The following is a 16968-nucleotide window of genomic DNA, read 5'->3' as shown; positions in this document are numbered from 1 at the left end:
TAAAACCGGTATTACCTGTTATTGGTTTGGATCCAGACTAGCATAGCCGTTGATGGCCATTGAGCACCATTAAAATATTTACGACAAAGGCTCTAGAACGGGCGTTTCAGAGCAAAGCAGCGGACTAGAGCTGTTGAGTCGGCCAGCTCACGACAACATCCGATATGTGAATACCTTTTGTGGCGACAAGCCTGATCGGGACTGAACCCCAAAATCAGGTTTGGTGGTAAGCTCGCGCACCATGAATATCTACAGCTCCCGCCCCGTTGTCCTCTGTCTCTCCGGCCACGACCCCAGTGGTGGCGCCGGCTTGCAGGCAGATATCGAAGCCCTGCTCGCGCAGGGTTGCCATGCGGCTCCGGCCGTCACCGCCCTGACCGTGCAAGACACCGTCAACGTCACTGACTTCCGCGTCCTCGACCGTGAGTGGGTACTGGCCCAGGCCAATGCCGTGCTCAACGACTCCGAAGTCGCTGCGGTCAAACTGGGCATGCTCGGTTCGCTGGAAATGGTCGACACCGTTGTCGAACTGCTTTCGGCGCACCCGCACCTGCCAGTGGTCTGCGACCCGGTGCTGCGTGCCGGCGGCGGCGGACGCCTGGGCAAGGACGAAGTCGGTTATGCAATGCGCGAGCGCCTGCTGCCGCTGTCGATCATTGCCACCCCTAACCTCCCTGAAGCGCGGATCCTCGCCGAACTGCCCGAAGGCACGGCGGACGAGTGCGCTGAAAAACTCCTGCCGTTCGTCAAAAACCTGCTGATCACTGGCGGTCATGGCGACGAAACTGAAATCCACAATCGCCTGTACAGCCGTGATGGCCTGCGTGAAACCTTCTATTGCCAGCGTTTGCCAGGCAGTTATCACGGTTCCGGTTGCACTCTGGCCAGCGCCCTCGCCGGTCGTCTGGCCCAGGGTGAAAAACTCGCCAGCGCCGTACGCACCGCGCTGGATTACACCTGGCGCACCCTGCGCGATGCCGAACAACTGGGCAAAGGCCAGTTCGTGCCGCGTCGCCTGCCGCTGGATTTTTGCTCGTAACGTCGTGAGGTCTGCCTGATGAAACTACGTGGCCTGTATGCCATCACCGACAGCACACTGCTGGCGGGCAAGTTTCTGTCGTACGTGGAGGCAGCGCTGGAAGGCGGTGTCACCCTGCTGCAATACCGCGACAAAAGCAGCGACGAGGCCCGCCGTCTGCGCGAGGCCGAAGCGCTGCGCGACCTGTGCGAGCGCTACAAGACGCAGTTGATCATCAACGATGACGCCGAACTGGCCGCGCGCCTGAACGTCGGCGTGCACCTGGGCCAGACCGACGGCCCGCTGTCACCGACCCGCGCCCTGCTCGGCTCCAAAGCCATCATCGGTTCGACCTGCCACGCGCAACTCGAACTGGCCGAGCAAGCCGCCAAGGAAGGCGCGAGCTATGTCGCCTTCGGCCGCTTCTTCAACTCCAGCACCAAGCCCGGCGCGCCAAGTTGCGGCCTCGATCTGCTCGACGAAGCCAAACGCACACTGCATCTGCCGATCTGCGCGATTGGCGGCATCACCCTCGACAACGCCGCACCGCTGGTGGCCCACGGGGTCGACCTGCTCGCCGTGGTGCATGGCCTGTTCGGTGCCGACAGCACCGCCGAAGTGACCCGCCGCGCTCGCGCGTTCAACCAACTGCTTTCTATTTAAGTCGCTTAGAAATCTGATTTGAGAGCCCGATCATGTCTCGTTCCGAAACCCTGTTTGCCAATGCCCAGAAACACATTCCCGGTGGCGTGAATTCGCCGGTTCGCGCGTTCAAGAGCGTGGGCGGCACACCGCTGTTCTTCAAGCACGCCGAAGGCGCCTACGTCACCGACGAAGATGACAAGCGCTATGTGGATTACGTAGGTTCGTGGGGTCCGATGATCCTCGGCCACAGCCATCCGGACGTGCTCGACGCGGTACGCAATCAATTGCAACACGGCTTGTCGTACGGCGCGCCGACCGCGATGGAAACCGAGATGGCCGATCTGGTCTGCTCGCTGGTGCCATCGATGGACATGGTGCGCATGGTCAGCTCCGGTACCGAAGCGACCATGAGCGCGATCCGTCTGGCCCGTGGTCACACCGGTCGTGACAGCATCATCAAGTTCGAAGGCTGCTACCACGGTCACTCCGACAGCCTGCTGGTCAAGGCCGGCTCCGGCGCACTGACTCAGGGCGTGCCAAGCTCCGCCGGTGTGCCGGCCGCATTCGCCAAACACACCCTGACTCTGCCGTTCAATGACATCGACGCGGTTGAAAAGATGCTCGCTGAAGTCGGCCAGGACGTGGCGTGCATCATCGTCGAGCCAGTGGCAGGCAACATGAACTGCGTACCGCCGGCACCGGGCTTCCTCGAAGGCCTGCGCGCGCTGTGCGACAAGCATGGTGTGGTGCTGATTTTCGACGAAGTGATGACCGGTTTCCGCGTCGCCCTCGGCGGTGCCCAGGCCTACTACGGCGTCAATCCTGACCTGACCACTTTCGGCAAGATCATCGGCGGCGGCATGCCGGTCGGCTGCTTCGGCGGCAAGCGTGAAATCATGGAGCGCATCGCGCCGCTGGGTCCGGTGTATCAGGCCGGCACCTTGTCGGGTAACCCGCTGGCGATGGCCGCCGGTTTGACCACGTTGCGTTTGATCAGTCGTCCAGGCTTCCACGCCGAGTTGACCGACTACACCACGCGCCTGCTCGACGGCCTGCAACAGCGCGCCGATGCCGCGGGCATCCCGTTCGTGACCACGCAGGCTGGTGGCATGTTCGGCCTGTACTTCAGCGGCGCCGACGATATCGTCACCTTTGAAGACGTGATGGCCAGCGACGCAGCACTGTTCGGTCGCTTCTTCCACCTGATGCTGGAAGGCGGGGTGTACCTGGCACCAAGCGCATTCGAAGCTGGTTTCACTTCGATCGCCCACGGCGAAGCCGAGCTGAAAATCACTCTGGACGCTGCCGAGCGCGCCTTCGCTGCATTGAAGTAATCGCCGCACCGCTGACGTTGGCCATTGCCAGCGTCAGCTTTCACCTACACCTGCGCCGTTTTTCCCACGCCTCTGCTAAAAATCCGCCAGAAAGTGGCCGATATATTCCCCGCGCAGCAGAAAAACGAGTAAAGACTTTGTAAGGTTGGCCCTGCTTATTTCATAATGCGCGCTTATTGGATCCCTCGATGGGTCCGCGTGCCCTTCAGAGGTAAGTCGATTCCCATGAACCGCACCGGCCGCACCCTTGCCTTGGGCTGCCTGTTGCTCCTTCAGCCCCTGCTCGCGCATGCACAAGCAGGCGGCAACTCGTTGTTGATCCCGGCGATGGGTCGTTGCACCCTCAACACTCAGCCGCAAGACGTCACGCAGGCACTGGCCGCCTGCCAGAAAGCGGCGGACGAAGGGGATGCGCAAGCGCAATACGAGTTGGGTGAGTTCTACTACGACGGAAAGAATGCGCCGCGTGACCTCAATCAAGCCCTGAGCTACTTCGAAAAAGCCTCGTTGCAAGGCCACGCTCAGGCGCAGTTCAAGCTCGGCACCATGTTCTTCCACGGTGAAGGCGTGCAGGCCAACAACATTCAGGCTTACATCGTGCTGAAGATGGCCGCGGTCAACGGCGCTGAAGATGCACTGGACACCGCCGACGAAGTCTCCGAAAAAATGTCCCGCGAAGACCTCGAAACCGCGACTCAGGTGCTCGGGCAAATTTTCCGTAAATACCTGATGGAACTGCAGAGCGCCGATGGGCGTACGCCGTTTTCGCCACTGCCTTAATTTCTGCGCCGACCTTTCTGGCCCCTCGCAAGCAGGGGATCTCCTGCACACTGAAGATCACCTGCAGGTGTGAGCCTGCTCGCGATGGCAGCGACCCGGGTTGGCGACTTACTTCTCAGGCATCGGCATCGGAAACGGCATCACATTGCCGACTGCGCCACGGGCTTCGCTGATTTTCGGGGTGCCCAGACGCTCCACCTCGTCGATGCGCACAATCGAATGCATCGGCACAAAACTGCGCACCACGCCTTCAAACTGCGCCTTGAGCTTCTCTTCGCTCGGATCGACCACCACTTGCGTGCGCTCGCCAAAGACGAACTCTTCCACTTCCAGGAAACCCCACAGATCACTTTGATAGATCTGCTTGGCGTACATTTCGAACACCTGGCCCTGGTTGAGGAAAATCACCTTATAGATTGGAGCTTCGCGTTTGGTCATGGCGGGGGGATAACATCGGGGATAAAAATGAGGGCGCAAACTATAGCATAGCCACTGGACGCACAGCGGTAGGAACCTGAGGGCTTGTTCCCTATAATGCGCGGTTCTTTGAATCACGTGACGACCCTACTCCATGGCCAAGAAGCTTTACATCGAAACCCACGGTTGCCAGATGAACGAGTACGACAGCTCGCGCATGGTCGATCTGCTGGGCGAACATCAGGCCCTGGAAGTCACCGCCCGCGCCGAAGACGCCGACGTGATTCTGCTCAACACCTGCTCGATCCGCGAACGCGCCCAGGATCGGGTGTACTCACAGCTCGGCCGCTGGCGCGAACTGAAACTGGCCAACCCGGACATGGTGATCGCCGTCGGCGGTTGCGTGGCCAGCCAGGAAGGCGCGGCGATCCGTGATCGCGCACCGTACGTCGACGTGGTCTTCGGCCCGCAGACCCTGCACCGCCTGCCGGAAATGATCGACGCCGCGCGCAGCAGCAAGCTGCCGCAAGTCGACGTCTCGTTCCCGGAAATCGAAAAATTCGACCACCTGCCCGAGCCGCGCATCGATGGCCCGAGCGCGTACGTGTCGGTGATGGAAGGCTGCAGCAAGTACTGCACGTTCTGCGTGGTGCCCTACACCCGAGGCGAAGAAGTCAGCCGGCCGTTCGACGACGTGATCGCCGAAATCATCCACCTCGCCGAAAACGGCGTGCGTGAAGTGACTTTGCTGGGGCAGAACGTCAACGGTTATCGCGGTACCACCCATGACGGTCGCCTGGCCGATCTGGCGGAGTTGATCCGCGTAGTGGCCGCCGTTGATGGCATCGACCGCATCCGCTACACCACCTCGCACCCGCTGGAGTTCTCCGACAGCCTGATTCAGGCCCATGCCGACGTGCCGGAGCTGGTGAAACACCTGCACTTGCCGGTGCAGTCGGGTTCGGACCGGATTCTGGCGGCAATGAAGCGCAACCACACGGCGCTGGAATACAAGTCCAAGCTGCGCAAACTGCGCGCCGCCGTGCCGGGCATCTGCATCAGCTCGGACTTCATCGTCGGCTTCCCCGGCGAAACCGAGAAAGACTTCGAACAGACGATGAAGCTGATTGCCGACGTCGGCTTCGACTTCTCCTACTCGTTCGTCTATAGCCAGCGCCCGGGCACCCCGGCGGCCGATCTGGCCGATGACACCCCGGAAGAACTGAAGAAGGAACGCCTGAACGCCTTGCAGCACCGCCTGAACCAGCAAGGGTTCGAGATCAGCCGACAAATGGTCGGTTCGATCCAGCGCATTCTGGTCACCGACTACTCGAAAAAAGACCCGGGCGAGCTGCAAGGGCGTACCGAGAATAATCGTATCGTCAACTTCCGCTGTGATAATCCGACCCTGATCGGCCAGTTCGCCGACGTGCACATCGACGCGGCACAACCGCACTCGTTGCGCGGCTCGCTGATCCAGCAACACTAATGTTCAACTGTGGGAGCGAGCCTGCTCGCGATGAACGATGACGTGGTTTGTCAGATGAACCGCATCACGCCCATCGCGAGCAGGCTCGCTCCCATAGGAACTGCATTTATTTAAGAGCTTTCGCACCCACGCCACTGGCGTTATCCTTGATTTCATCTTAATTGCCCCAGGGCGGCTAAATACGACCTTGAACGCACCCATAGAACCACATCGTTTTATCCTCGAGCCTTTTGAAGCTCGCCGCTTCGCCAATCTGTGCGGGCAATTCGACGAGCACCTGCGCTTGATCGAACAACGCCTGGCCATCGAGATCCGCAACCGCGGAAATCAGTTCGAACTGATCGGCGAACCCAAACACACCACGTCTGCGGAAAACCTGCTGCGCCGCCTGTACCGGGAAACCAAGGGTACCGAGCTGTCGCCAGACCTGGTGCACCTGTTCCTCCAGGAATCGGCCGTCGTCGAGCTGGACAATCACGCCCCCGCCGAAGCGTCCGTCGCCCTGCGCACCAAGAAAGGCATGATTCGCCCACGCGGCTTGAATCAACTGCGCTACGTGAAGGAAATCCTCGGCAACGACATCAACTTCGGCATCGGTCCGGCCGGTACCGGCAAGACTTATCTGGCCGTAGCGTGTGCCGTCGATGCACTGGAGCGCGAGCAGATCCGCCGCATCCTGCTGGTGCGCCCAGCGGTCGAAGCCGGGGAGAAACTCGGCTTCCTGCCCGGTGACCTGAGCCAGAAAATCGACCCGTACCTGCGCCCGCTCTACGACGCACTCTACGAGATGCTCGGCTTCGAATACGTGGCCAAGCTGATCGAGCGTCAAGTGATCGAAGTCGCGCCGCTGGCCTACATGCGTGGTCGAACGCTGAACAACAGCTTCATCATTCTCGACGAAAGCCAGAACACCACCGTCGAGCAAATGAAGATGTTCCTGACCCGGATCGGCTTCGGCTCCACCGCGGTCATCACCGGCGACATCACCCAGGTCGACCTGCCGCGCGGCACCAAGTCCGGCCTGCATCATGTGATCGAAGTGCTCAAGGACGTTCCGGGCATCAGCTTCACGCACTTCCAGCCCAAAGACGTCGTGCGCCACCCATTGGTGCAGCGGATCGTCGAAGCCTACGAGCGCTTCGAAAACCGCGCCGATGCCCCCAAGGACACCTCGCGCGATGCTTGAGCTGGACCTGCAAATCGCTACCGAAGCGAACGCCCCGAGCGAAGCCGAGTTCCACCAATGGTGCGAACTGGCCCTGCGCCAGCGCACCGCCGACTCGGAAATGACCATTCGCCTGGTTGACGAGGAAGAAGGTCGTGAGCTCAATCACACCTGGCGCCACAAGGATTACGCGACCAACGTCCTGTCGTTTCCTGCCGAAGTACCCGACGAGTTTCTCGACATCCCGCTGCTCGGCGATCTGGTGATCTGCGTGGCCGTGGTCGAGCGTGAAGCCGCCGAACAGGGCAAGGAACTTAAAGCGCACTGGGCACATCTGGTCATTCACGGCTGCTTGCATCTGCTCGGTTACGACCATATAGATGACGACGAAGCCGAAGAAATGGAAGCACTGGAACGCGAGTTGCTTGCCGAATTGGGTTATCCCGATCCGTACGCGGACGACGAAACCGAAACATCCCCTATCGTTACAACAAAGGATTCAGAGTAATCGCTATGAGCGAAGATCGATCGAGCAACGGGCAGAAGTCATGGCTGGGTAAACTGACCCAGGCTTTTGCCCACGAGCCGAAGAACCGTCAGGAGCTGCTTGAGCTGCTGCGTGATGCACATCAGAACAAACTGCTGGACAGCGAAGCGCTGGCCATCGTCGAAGGTGCCATCCAGGTGGCTGACCTGCAAGTGCGTGACATCATGGTCCCGCGCTCGCAGATGATCAGCATCAAGGCGACCCAGACCCCTCGTGAATTCCTGCCCGCCGTGCTCGACTCGGCCCACTCGCGCTACCCGGTCATTGGTGAAAGCCACGACGACGTGATGGGCGTGCTGCTGGCCAAGGATCTGCTGCCGCTGATCCTCAAGGAGAACGGTGACACCTTCAACATCAAGGACCTGCTGCGCCCGGCCACGTTCGTGCCGGAGTCCAAGCGTCTGAACGTGTTGCTGCGTGAGTTTCGCGCCAACCACAACCACATGGCCATCGTCATCGACGAATACGGCGGCGTGGCCGGTCTGGTGACGATCGAAGACGTGCTGGAACAGATCGTCGGCGACATCGAAGACGAGCACGACGTCGAAGAAGACAGCTACATCAAACCGCTGCCCAGCGGTGACTTCCTGATCAAGGCCCTGACGCCGATCGAGAACTTCAACGAGTTTTTCGACAGCGAATTCTCCGACGACGAATTCGACACCGTCGGCGGCCTGGTGATGAGCGCGTTCGGGCACTTGCCAAAACGCAACGAAATCACTGAAATCGGCGCCTATCGTTTCCGCATCCTGAACGCCGACAGCCGTCGGATTCATTTGCTGCGACTGACGCCAATCGCTCGGTAATCATTAAGGATAGAAATGCGCTGGACAACCCGCCCCGGCTGGCCCGGTAACCTGCTGGCCGTGGCGGCCGGTGCAATCACCACCTTCGCGCTGGCTCCGTTCAACATCTGGCCGCTGGCCCTGCTGGCGGTCGGTCTGTTCTACGCCGGCCTGCGCGAGCTGAAACCGCGCCAGGCGCTGGGCCGTGGCTGGTGCTTCGGTTTCGGCCTGTTCGGCGCCGGGACCAGCTGGATCTACTACAGCATCCACCACTTCGGCGGCGCATCCGTGCTGCTGGCCGGGTTCCTGATGCTGCTGTTCACCGCAGCGATCGCGTTTTTCTTCGCCCTACCCGCGTGGGTCTGGGCGCGCTGGTTGCGCCGCAACGAAGCACCGCTGGCCGACGCGCTGGCGTTTGCTGCGCTGTGGGTCGGCCAGGAAGCCTTTCGCGGCTGGTTCCTCACTGGCTTCCCGTGGCTCTATTCCGGCTACAGCCAGCTCGACGGCCCGCTCTCCGGGCTCGCCCCGGTCGGCGGCATGTGGCTGGTTTCGTTCGTGCTGGCGCTGACCGCAGCGCTGATCTACAACGCACCACGTCTGTTGAGCGGCGGACGCAAAGGCTTTATCGCCGCCGGTCTGCTGTTGCTGGTCGGGCCGTGGGTCGCTGGCATTGCCCTCAAGGGCCATGCCTGGACCAGCCCGTCCGGCGCGCCGCTGACGGTTGCCGCGATTCAGGGCAACGTCGCGCAGAGCATGAAATGGGACCCGGCCGAGCTCAACGCACAACTGGCGCTGTACCGCGACCTGAGTTTTCGCTCGAAGCGTGTGGACCTGCTGATCTGGCCGGAAACCGCTGTGCCGGTACTCAAAGAGTCTGCCGAAGGCTACCTGAGCATGATGGGCACCTTCGCCGCCGAGCGTAAATCGGCGCTGATCACCGGCGTGCCGATCCGCGAGATGGTCCGTCACGAAAAACGCTTCTTCAATGGCATCACCGTGGTCGGTGAAGGCGATGGCACCTACCTCAAGCAGAAACTGGTGCCTTTCGGTGAATACGTGCCGTTGCAGGAACTGCTGCGCGGCTTGATCGCGTTCTTTGACTTGCCGATGTCCGACTTCGCTCGCGGCCCGGCGGACCAGCCGTTGCTGCAAGCCAAGGGTTATCAGATTGCGCCGTTCATCTGCTACGAAGTGGTGTACCCGGAATTCGCCGCAGGCCTGTCGGCACGCAGTGATCTGCTGCTGACGATCAGCAACGACACCTGGTTCGGCACCTCGATCGGCCCGCTGCAACACCTGCAGATGGCGCAAATGCGCGCACTTGAAGCGGGCCGCTGGATGATCCGCGCCACCAACAACGGCGTAACCGGGCTGATCAACCCTTTCGGGCAGATCACCGAGCAGATTCCGCAGTTCGAGCAGGGCATCCTGTACGGCGAAGTGGTGCCGATGCACAACCTGACGCCGTACCTGCAATGGCGTTCGTGGCCACTGATCATCGTGTGTGTGTTGCTGTTTGGCTGGGCGCTGATGGCGAGCCGGATGTCAAAAACCCTTTAAAAACTTCGCGAGCAAGCCCTGCAGATCTACTGTGGGAGCGGGCTTGCTCGCGAAGGGGACATGAGCAGCACCCAATCAATCAGGTATCGCATCACCTCGGTAAAACAGCGAATACCCCACCTGCCCCACCGCCTCATTCAGCAATTGCCCGCTCTGCCAGATCGACTTGAACTCCGGCAGCCAGCCACCAAATGGCCGGGCGTTATCGGTGCCTAAAAAGCCGACAGGCGCTGGTACCACTTCAAATCCAGCCTGCTCGAAACACCAGACTGCGCGCGGCATGTGCCAGGCCTGCGTTACCACGACGACGCGTTTGATGCCCTGGGGCAGCAGGATATCGGCGCTGAGTCTGGCGTTCTCCCAGGTGGTGCGGCTTTCACCTTCCTGCCAGCGTGTTGTCACGCCGAAATCGTCGAGCAGCGAATCAGCCATCAGCTTGGCTTCGGTCGGCGGCGTGCCGTAATGCAAGCCGCCGCTGGTCAGGATCGGCAAACCGGACGCCTTGGCCAGCCGCGCGGCATAGCGCTGACGCTCCAGCCCCACTCCGGTCGGCTGATCCTCGCCCCAGGCCAGGTCTCCGCGCTCACGCCCTGAACCCAGCACCACGATGGCATCGGCCCGTTGCGCCAGCGCCGTCCATGCATCACGGGGCAGCGGCGGTTCACGCTCAAGTGCTTTGGCGCCCCACTGCACGACCACCGGCAGGCTCATCAGCCAGAAACCGCCCAGGCCAATGGCAAAACACACACCGGCCAGTCGCGGTCGGGAGCGGCGCAGCCACCAGGCGACCAGCAACAGCAGTAAAAGAATGCCGGGCGGCAACAGAAGTTGTTTGATGAAATAACGAAATGGCATCGGGGCATCTCCAGAGATGCCCGAAGCCTAAGAGTGTTAATAAAGCGTTACAACCGATAGGGTGGGATCCCGTTGAAAAAGATCCGTTTTTTGCCGTCTTGCGCTTACTTGGCCTGCAAAGAGCGAACCTTGACGGTGTCTTTGCCGGGCGCCTTGTCCTTGAGCCAGATGACCTTGGCCGAATGTGCTGCATCGAGCTGCTTCACTGCCTGCGACAGGTATCCATGCGTTTCACGTTCACTGCGATCCAGATAGGCCTTGACCAGTTTGAACTCGGCGGGGCTCAAGCCACGCAATTCCAGTTCCAGGGGGCGCTCATCGCGCAGCCGGCCAGCGGTTTTTGCCGCGTCGAGCGCCATGCCCAGACGATCCATCAACCGCTCGTACAACTCGGGTTTCGTCACGTTTTTTTGCCGTTGCTCCACCATCCCTCACCTCATTGAAGATAAGACTCACTCCCCAATTAGAGCTTAGCTTCGCTGCACAAACCGGCTGCACGCCGCGACCAACGGCCCTGGCCAGGTTTTTTGCCGGCCAAACAGCTGTAATCAGGGTTTCCCTAGGCCAAGCGCGGTCATGTATGCTACGGCGCTTCCTGTAATTCCACTTCCAGCTCGTCCGGACCATCTCCGGATCGCTCGTTGAAGAGGATTAGGCCACCCCTATCCAGTACAAAAGTAGCCATGCACGAACAATATCAGCCCCGTGAAATCGAAGCCGCCGCCCAGTCGTTCTGGGACGAGCAAAAGTCCTTTGAAGTCAGTGAACAGCCAGGCAAGGAGACCTACTACTGCCTGTCGATGTTCCCTTACCCCAGCGGCAAGCTACACATGGGGCACGTGCGCAACTACACCATCGGCGACGTGATCTCCCGCTACCAGCGCATGCAAGGCAAGAACGTCCTGCAACCCATGGGTTGGGACGCTTTCGGCATGCCGGCGGAAAACGCCGCGATGAAGAACAACGTGGCGCCTGCCAAGTGGACCTACGAAAACATCGCCTACATGAAGTCCCAGCTGCGCAGCCTGGGCCTGGCGGTGGACTGGTCCCGTGAAGTGACCACCTGCAAGCCCGATTACTATCGCTGGGAACAATGGCTGTTCACTCGCCTGTTCGAAAAAGGCGTGATCTACCGTAAAAACGGCACCGTGAACTGGGACCCTATCGACCAGACTGTTCTGGCCAACGAACAGGTGATCGACGGTCGCGGCTGGCGTTCCGGCGCGCTGATCGAAAAGCGCGAAATCCCGATGTACTACTTCAAGATCACCGCTTACGCGGATGAGCTGCTCGAGAGCCTCGACGAACTCACTGGCTGGCCTGAACAGGTCAAGACCATGCAGCGCAACTGGATCGGCAAATCCCGCGGCATGGAAGTGCAGTTCCCGTACAACGTCGAATCGATCGGCGAAGAAGGCACACTCAAAGTCTTCACCACCCGTCCGGACACCCTGATGGGCGCGACCTACGTCGCCGTGGCCGCCGAGCACCACCTGGCCGCTCTGGCCGCAAAGAACAACCCAGAGCTGCAAGCGTTCATCGCTGAATGCAAGGGCGGCAGCGTTGCCGAAGCCGACGTCGCCACGCAAGAGAAAAAAGGCCTGCCGACCGGCCTGTTCGTCGAGCACCCGCTGACCGGTGAGAAACTGCCGGTGTGGGTCGCCAACTACGTGCTGATGCATTACGGCGACGGCGCCGTGATGGCAGTTCCGGCGCACGACGAGCGCGATTTCGAATTCGCCCACAAGTACAACCTGCCGGTCAAATCAGTGGTGCGCACCAGCTCCGGTGACAGCAACCCGGCCCCGTGGCAAGACGCCTACGGCGAGCACGGCACGCTGATCAACTCCGGCGAGTTCGACGGCCTGGACTTCACCGGTGCGTTCGACGCCATGGAAGTCGCCCTGATCAAGAAAAACCTCGGTGCCTCGCGCACCCAGTTCCGCCTGCGCGACTGGGGCATCAGCCGTCAGCGCTACTGGGGCTGCCCGATCCCGATCATCCACTGCAACACTTGCGGTGACGTGCCGGTGCCGGAAGACCAGTTGCCGGTGGTGCTGCCGGAAGACGTGGTGCCGGACGGCGCCGGTTCGCCGCTGGCGCGCATGCCGGAATTCTACGAGTGCAGCTGCCCGAAATGCGGTCAGCCTGCCAAGCGTGAAACCGACACCATGGACACCTTCGTCGAGTCCTCGTGGTACTACGCCCGTTACGCCTCGCCGCACTTCGAAGGTGGCCTGGTGGAAAAATCCGCGGCTGACCACTGGCTGCCGGTGGATCAGTACATCGGTGGTATCGAACACGCCATTCTCCACCTGCTGTACGCGCGCTTCTTCCACAAGCTGATGCGCGACGAAGGCCTGGTGAGCTCCAACGAGCCGTTCAAGAACCTGCTGACCCAGGGCATGGTGATCGCCGAGACCTACTATCGTCGCGAGGCCAATGGTGCCTACACCTGGTTCAACCCGGCGGACGTGGAACTTGAGCGTGACAGCAAAGCCAAGGTCATCAGCGCCAAACTGAAATCCGACGGTTTGCCGGTGGAAATCGGTGGCACCGAGAAAATGGCCAAGTCGAAGAACAACGGTGTCGACCCACAGTCGATGATCGATCAGTTCGGCGCCGACACCTGCCGCCTGTTCATGATGTTCGCTTCGCCGCCTGACATGAGCGCCGAATGGTCTGACTCCGGCGTCGAAGGCTCGCACCGCTTCCTCAAGCGCGTCTGGCGTCTGGCTCAGGCCCACGTCACCCAGGGCCTGCCGGGCAAACTGGACATCGCCAGCCTCAACGACGAGCAGAAAGCCGTTCGCCGCGCGATCCACCTGGCCATCAAGCAGGCCAGCCACGACGTCGGCCAGAACCACAAATTCAATACCGCCATCGCTCAAGTGATGACGCTGATGAACGTGCTGGAGAAAGCCGCACAAGGCACCGAACAGGATCGTGCTCTGATTCACGAAGGCCTCGAAGCCGTGACCTTGCTACTGGCGCCAATCACGCCGCACATCAGCCACGAGCTGTGGAACCAGTTGGGCCACGCTGACGCGGTCATCGACGCCGGCTGGCCGGCAGTCGACGAAAGTGCCTTGGTGCAGGACAGTCTGACACTGGTTATCCAGGTCAACGGCAAGCTGCGTGGCCAGATCGAAATGCCGGCCAGCGCGACCCGCGAAGAAGTCGAAGCGGCGGCCCGCATCAACGAAAACGTGCTGCGTTTCGTCGACGGTCTGACCATTCGCAAAGTGATCGTCGTGCCGGGCAAACTGGTCAATATCGTCGCCAGCTAAATTGGATTGGGCGCCGGGTCTGCCCGGCGCTCTGTAAAACCTTTCGGGCCGCAGGGTCGGCCCACATGGTTTCAAGGGGAGCAACACAATGATCAAACGCAATCTGCTGGTGATGGGCCTCGCCGTTCTGCTGAGCGCCTGCGGTTTCCAGCTGCGTGGCACTGGCACCACCGAACTGGCGATCAAGGAACTCGACCTGAGCGCCCGCAACACCTATGGTCCGACTGTCACTCAACTGCGTCAGGTACTGGAGTCCAGCGGCGTCAAGGTCTACAACGGTGCGCCGTACAAGCTGTATCTGTCTGACGAGCAGGAAAACCAGCGCATTCTCAGCTACGCCGGCGCCGGTCGTACGGGTGAGTACCAAGTGACCACCGTGCTGAATTACGACATCGTTGGTGAACACAATCTGAACCTGCTGAGCGACAAGCTTGAAGTGCAGAAGGTGTTCATCCACGACGGCAACAACCTTGTAGGCTCCGACCAGGAAGCCAACGACGCCCGCAACGAAACCCGTCGCGAGCTGGTTCAGCGCATGATTCTGCGCCTGCAACAGCTGACTCCGGGCCAACTGCAGCAATTGCAGCAAGCGGCCAACGACCGTGCCCGGGCTGAAGCCGACGCGCTGAAGGCGGCACAGAAGGCTGAAGCGGAAACCCCGCGTCAGTCGCCGCTCGAACTGCCGCAGCAGTAAGACGCACGGGGCGCTCAGGCGCCCCGTTCGCCCTCTCTTATGAAGCTCGCTCCCGCTCAACTCGGCAAACACCTGCAAGGCGCGCTTGCGCCCGTCTATATCATCAGCGGCGATGACCCGCTGTTGTGCCAGGAAGCCGCCGACGCCATCCGCAGTGCCGCCCGCCAGCAAGGTTTCGACGAACGCCAGGTGTTCGCCGCCGACGCCAATTTCGATTGGGGTACGTTGCTGCAGGCCGGCGCCAGCATGTCGTTGTTCGCCGAAAAACGCCTGCTGGAACTGCGTTTGCCGTCAGGCAAGCCCGGTGACAAGGGTGCGGCGGCGCTGATCGAATACTGCTCGCGCCCCGCTGAAGACACGGTGCTGCTGATCAGCCTGCCCAAGCTCGACGGCAGTGCGCAGAAGACCAAGTGGGGCAAGGCGCTGGTCGAAGGTCAGCAGACCCAGTTCATCCAGATCTGGCCGGTGGATGCCAATCAGCTACCGAGCTGGATTCGTCAGCGTCTGTCGCAGGCCGGTTTATCGGCCAGTCAGGACGCGGTCGAACTGATTGCCGCACGCGTCGAGGGCAACCTGCTCGCCGCTGCGCAGGAAATCGAAAAGCTCAAGCTGATGGCCGAAGGTGGGCAGATCACCGTCGAAACCGTGCAGGCCGCGGTGGCTGACAGCGCCCGTTTCGACGTGTTCGGCCTGACTGACGCCGTGCTCAACGGCGAACCGGCCCATGCACTGCGCATGCTCGAAGGCCTGCGCGGTGAAGGCGTCGAACCTCCAGTGATTCTCTGGGCGCTGGCGCGGGAGTTGCGCCTGTTGGCCAATATCTCGCTGCAGTACAGCCAGGGCACGCCGCTGGACAAGTGCTTCAGCCAGGCGAAACCACCGGTCTGGGACAAGCGCAAACCGCTGATGAGCAAAGCCCTGCAACGCTACTCGGCGCCACGCTGGGCGCAGTTGTTGCTCGAAGCCCAGCGCATCGATGCGCAGATCAAGGGCCAGGCTGCCGGTTCGCCGTGGATGAGCCTGAGCCGATTGGCGTTGTTGATGGCCGGGCAGCGTCTGTCTTTGCCTGCTGAATAAAAGTAAAAGATCGCAGCGTGCCGCAGCGATCTTTTGATCTTTTTTCCTACACCTCGCCTCTACATCTGTCCTATAGACAGACGCCTGATATCGGCAGATTATTCGCCCCGCAACACCCACCCACCGAGAGATCCAGCATGAGCAAAAAGCCATCGAAACATGGCCCGAACAAGGCCAAATCCATCATCGCCCAACCCCTGTTCCGCAGCCGCCAGGAACGACCGACCAAGGGCAAGGGCAGCTACCGCCGCGAAGCCTTCCAGTCTGATAGCTGGGAGGCTTCTTGCTTTCTGGCTGCCTGAAAGTCGGGTCATTAGTTTGTCTGATCCCCCGCCTGATAAACGAAGGTCATGCTTTCATCCAGTGTTGTGGGAAAGGTGGTCTTGATGATCGGAATCGAAATACCCGTCAGCTCCTTGAATCGACGCTGATCGATCTGGACGTCCGCCAAGCCGGACTTGCCATCCCTGACATAGTAGAAAAACGCCTCGATCGGTAACGTCTTCGCCAGGCCCGGCGCCCAGGTCTTGAGCTTCACATCATTGGGGACTTCAAACGCTCTTGGTGATATTGCCCTGCCCCCGATCATCCCCTGATAAAAGTTCGGCCCTGCCAGGTTATTGGCCGCGTCCCTGACATCAAAACTGCATACACCACGGTAGTTGTGGCTCGTAGGGGCATATTTGAGATAGTTCGCCGCCCATTGCTCACCCGTACGAATATTCTGCGCAGCACAAGCTACCGTACCGGGGCTCCCCGCTATTTCACCGCATCCATTTGAAGTACGTAAGTCGGAACTTCCATCGATCGGGAAGAAACACAAAATCTCAATTTTTTCCTTTCCCGCCGGCAAGCTCAGAACCGGATAGAAAATCAGCCCCTTGTTATAGGTGAACGCCATACGCCGCATTTTGTAGTCGGAGCGAACATAGGAAAATGATGTTCCGCCCACCCTTATCGCGGTGGGGCTGGGGTCCCACACATCAAACCCGGCAGCCCGCGCCGTGCCTCGAAGCAAAATACCTGAGCAGAGGAATGCCGGCATGGAGTCCTTGCCACAGTTGACACGAGTATCGCGATAACGCCGGGTCAACTCAGCTGCCAGCTCAGGGCCGGTAGCGTTGGTAGCCATCGACTGCACCGAACTTGCCGCTGCGATATTGTTATCTACAGATGAATTCTGCACAGAGGTAGATTGCGACGAACAGCCAGCCAGCACGCTTATTAAAATGGGCAACAGTAGCTTTTTCATTTCAATAGTCTCGGTGGGTGTCAGGCCGAGGCAATCAGCCACAAGATGCGAGTTAACCTC

At 60.4% G+C, this 16968-nt stretch carries 17 protein-coding genes; 13 read left to right on the top strand and 4 right to left on the bottom strand.

The genetic code is table 11. The features are described 5' to 3' along the window. The first annotated feature begins 241 nt into the window (after window positions 1–241). The 4 genes from U862_RS0101120 (at window position 242) to U862_RS0101105 (ending at window position 3777) form a co-directional block, all read left to right on the top strand. Window positions 242–1039 (top strand): hydroxymethylpyrimidine/phosphomethylpyrimidine kinase, encoded by a 798-nt coding sequence (locus U862_RS0101120; protein ID WP_025108712.1) that lies wholly within the window; start codon window positions 242–244, stop codon window positions 1037–1039. Between the two features lie 18 nt (window positions 1040–1057). Continuing rightward, window positions 1058–1681 carry a thiamine phosphate synthase gene (gene thiE, locus U862_RS0101115; RefSeq protein WP_025108711.1) on the top strand — a complete coding sequence of 208 codons (624 nt, stop codon included), beginning with the start codon at window positions 1058–1060 and terminating at the stop codon, window positions 1679–1681. A gap of 32 nt (window positions 1682–1713) precedes the next feature. Further along, entirely contained in the window at window positions 1714–2997 is a 1284-nt protein-coding gene (gene hemL / locus U862_RS0101110) for a glutamate-1-semialdehyde 2,1-aminomutase (RefSeq protein ID WP_025108710.1), read from the top strand. A 225-nt stretch (window positions 2998–3222) separates the two neighbouring features. Beyond that, on the top strand, window positions 3223–3777 hold the full coding sequence (locus U862_RS0101105) for a tetratricopeptide repeat protein (protein ID WP_003228518.1): 555 nt from the start codon (window positions 3223–3225) through the stop codon (window positions 3775–3777). A gap of 108 nt (window positions 3778–3885) precedes the next feature. On the opposite strand, the gene U862_RS0101100 is transcribed toward U862_RS0101105, so the two are convergent. Further along, window positions 3886–4215, bottom strand: coding sequence for a DUF1820 family protein (locus U862_RS0101100; protein WP_003185742.1), 330 nt, complete (start codon window positions 4213–4215; stop codon window positions 3886–3888). A gap of 133 nt (window positions 4216–4348) precedes the next feature. On the opposite strand from U862_RS0101100, the gene miaB reads away from it, so the two are divergent. From miaB to lnt, 5 genes are all read left to right on the top strand, one after another. Beyond that, a complete protein-coding gene (gene miaB / locus U862_RS0101095) occupies window positions 4349–5683 on the top strand; it encodes a tRNA (N6-isopentenyl adenosine(37)-C2)-methylthiotransferase MiaB (RefSeq protein ID WP_025108709.1) in 1335 nt (444 codons plus the stop codon). 187 nt (window positions 5684–5870) lie between these two features. Next, window positions 5871–6869 (top strand): PhoH family protein, encoded by a 999-nt coding sequence (locus U862_RS0101090; protein ID WP_025108708.1) that lies wholly within the window; start codon window positions 5871–5873, stop codon window positions 6867–6869. Continuing rightward, complete coding sequence (ybeY, locus tag U862_RS0101085; RefSeq protein WP_025108707.1) at window positions 6862–7356, top strand: rRNA maturation RNase YbeY; 495 nt, start codon at window positions 6862–6864, stop codon at window positions 7354–7356. Before U862_RS0101090 ends, ybeY begins: the two co-directional genes overlap by 8 nt. Window positions 7357–7361: 5 nt before the next feature. Then, window positions 7362–8201 carry an HlyC/CorC family transporter gene (locus tag U862_RS0101080; protein ID WP_025108706.1) on the top strand — a complete coding sequence of 280 codons (840 nt, stop codon included), beginning with the start codon at window positions 7362–7364 and terminating at the stop codon, window positions 8199–8201. Between the two features lie 15 nt (window positions 8202–8216). After that, window positions 8217–9740: an apolipoprotein N-acyltransferase gene (gene lnt, locus U862_RS0101075; RefSeq protein WP_025108705.1), complete on the top strand. Its 1524-nt coding sequence runs from the start codon at window positions 8217–8219 to the stop codon at window positions 9738–9740. Window positions 9741–9815: 75 nt separating this feature from the next. On the opposite strand, the gene U862_RS0101070 is transcribed toward lnt, so the two are convergent. Then, the gene (locus tag U862_RS0101070) at window positions 9816–10595 is read right to left on the bottom strand and encodes a YdcF family protein (protein ID WP_025108704.1); all 780 of its coding nucleotides are present in this window, start codon (window positions 10593–10595) and stop codon (window positions 9816–9818) included. 104 nt (window positions 10596–10699) lie between these two features. Continuing rightward, on the bottom strand, window positions 10700–11023 hold the full coding sequence (locus U862_RS0101065) for a hypothetical protein (RefSeq protein WP_025108703.1): 324 nt from the start codon (window positions 11021–11023) through the stop codon (window positions 10700–10702). A gap of 255 nt (window positions 11024–11278) precedes the next feature. On the opposite strand from U862_RS0101065, the gene leuS reads away from it, so the two are divergent. From leuS to arfA, 4 genes are all read left to right on the top strand, one after another. Continuing rightward, complete coding sequence (gene leuS / locus U862_RS0101060) at window positions 11279–13885, top strand: leucine--tRNA ligase (protein WP_025108702.1); 2607 nt, start codon at window positions 11279–11281, stop codon at window positions 13883–13885. Between the two features lie 88 nt (window positions 13886–13973). Continuing rightward, on the top strand, window positions 13974–14579 hold the full coding sequence (lptE, locus tag U862_RS0101055; protein WP_025108701.1) for an LPS assembly lipoprotein LptE: 606 nt from the start codon (window positions 13974–13976) through the stop codon (window positions 14577–14579). 39 nt (window positions 14580–14618) lie between these two features. Beyond that, window positions 14619–15656: a DNA polymerase III subunit delta gene (gene holA / locus U862_RS0101050; protein WP_025108700.1), complete on the top strand. Its 1038-nt coding sequence runs from the start codon at window positions 14619–14621 to the stop codon at window positions 15654–15656. 137 nt (window positions 15657–15793) lie between these two features. Next, a complete protein-coding gene (gene arfA / locus U862_RS0101045; RefSeq protein WP_025108699.1) occupies window positions 15794–15958 on the top strand; it encodes an alternative ribosome rescue factor ArfA in 165 nt (54 codons plus the stop codon). An 11-nt stretch (window positions 15959–15969) separates the two neighbouring features. Here the strand turns inward: arfA and U862_RS0101040 are convergent, their stop codons facing one another. Further along, window positions 15970–16908 (bottom strand): hypothetical protein, encoded by a 939-nt coding sequence (locus U862_RS0101040; protein ID WP_025108698.1) that lies wholly within the window; start codon window positions 16906–16908, stop codon window positions 15970–15972. Window positions 16909–16968: the final 60 nt, after the last annotated feature.

The organism is Pseudomonas sp. H1h (assembly GCF_000633255.1).
Classification (GTDB): domain Bacteria; phylum Pseudomonadota; class Gammaproteobacteria; order Pseudomonadales; family Pseudomonadaceae; genus Aquipseudomonas.
Note: the sequence above shows the minus strand (reverse complement) of the source record. Positions and strands in the feature narration are given on the sequence as shown.

Excerpts from the sequence above, each read along its gene's own strand:
- U862_RS0101120 (WP_025108712.1), top strand. The coding sequence starts at position 242 with ATGAATATCTACAGCTCCCGCCCCGTTGTCCTCTGTCTCTCCGGCCAC.
- thiE (WP_025108711.1), top strand. The coding sequence starts at position 1,058 with ATGAAACTACGTGGCCTGTATGCCATCACCGACAGCACACTGCTGGCG.
- hemL (WP_025108710.1), top strand. The coding sequence starts at position 1,714 with ATGTCTCGTTCCGAAACCCTGTTTGCCAATGCCCAGAAACACATTCCC.
- U862_RS0101105 (WP_003228518.1), top strand. The coding sequence starts at position 3,223 with ATGAACCGCACCGGCCGCACCCTTGCCTTGGGCTGCCTGTTGCTCCTT.
- U862_RS0101100 (WP_003185742.1), bottom strand. The coding sequence starts at position 4,215 with ATGACCAAACGCGAAGCTCCAATCTATAAGGTGATTTTCCTCAACCAG.
- miaB (WP_025108709.1), top strand. The coding sequence starts at position 4,349 with ATGGCCAAGAAGCTTTACATCGAAACCCACGGTTGCCAGATGAACGAG.
- ybeY (WP_025108707.1), top strand. The coding sequence starts at position 6,862 with ATGCTTGAGCTGGACCTGCAAATCGCTACCGAAGCGAACGCCCCGAGC.
- U862_RS0101080 (WP_025108706.1), top strand. The coding sequence starts at position 7,362 with ATGAGCGAAGATCGATCGAGCAACGGGCAGAAGTCATGGCTGGGTAAA.
- lnt (WP_025108705.1), top strand. The coding sequence starts at position 8,217 with ATGCGCTGGACAACCCGCCCCGGCTGGCCCGGTAACCTGCTGGCCGTG.
- U862_RS0101070 (WP_025108704.1), bottom strand. The coding sequence starts at position 10,595 with ATGCCATTTCGTTATTTCATCAAACAACTTCTGTTGCCGCCCGGCATT.
- U862_RS0101065 (WP_025108703.1), bottom strand. The coding sequence starts at position 11,023 with ATGGTGGAGCAACGGCAAAAAAACGTGACGAAACCCGAGTTGTACGAG.
- leuS (WP_025108702.1), top strand. The coding sequence starts at position 11,279 with ATGCACGAACAATATCAGCCCCGTGAAATCGAAGCCGCCGCCCAGTCG.
- lptE (WP_025108701.1), top strand. The coding sequence starts at position 13,974 with ATGATCAAACGCAATCTGCTGGTGATGGGCCTCGCCGTTCTGCTGAGC.
- holA (WP_025108700.1), top strand. The coding sequence starts at position 14,619 with ATGAAGCTCGCTCCCGCTCAACTCGGCAAACACCTGCAAGGCGCGCTT.
- arfA (WP_025108699.1), top strand. The coding sequence starts at position 15,794 with ATGAGCAAAAAGCCATCGAAACATGGCCCGAACAAGGCCAAATCCATC.
- U862_RS0101040 (WP_025108698.1), bottom strand. The coding sequence starts at position 16,908 with ATGAAAAAGCTACTGTTGCCCATTTTAATAAGCGTGCTGGCTGGCTGT.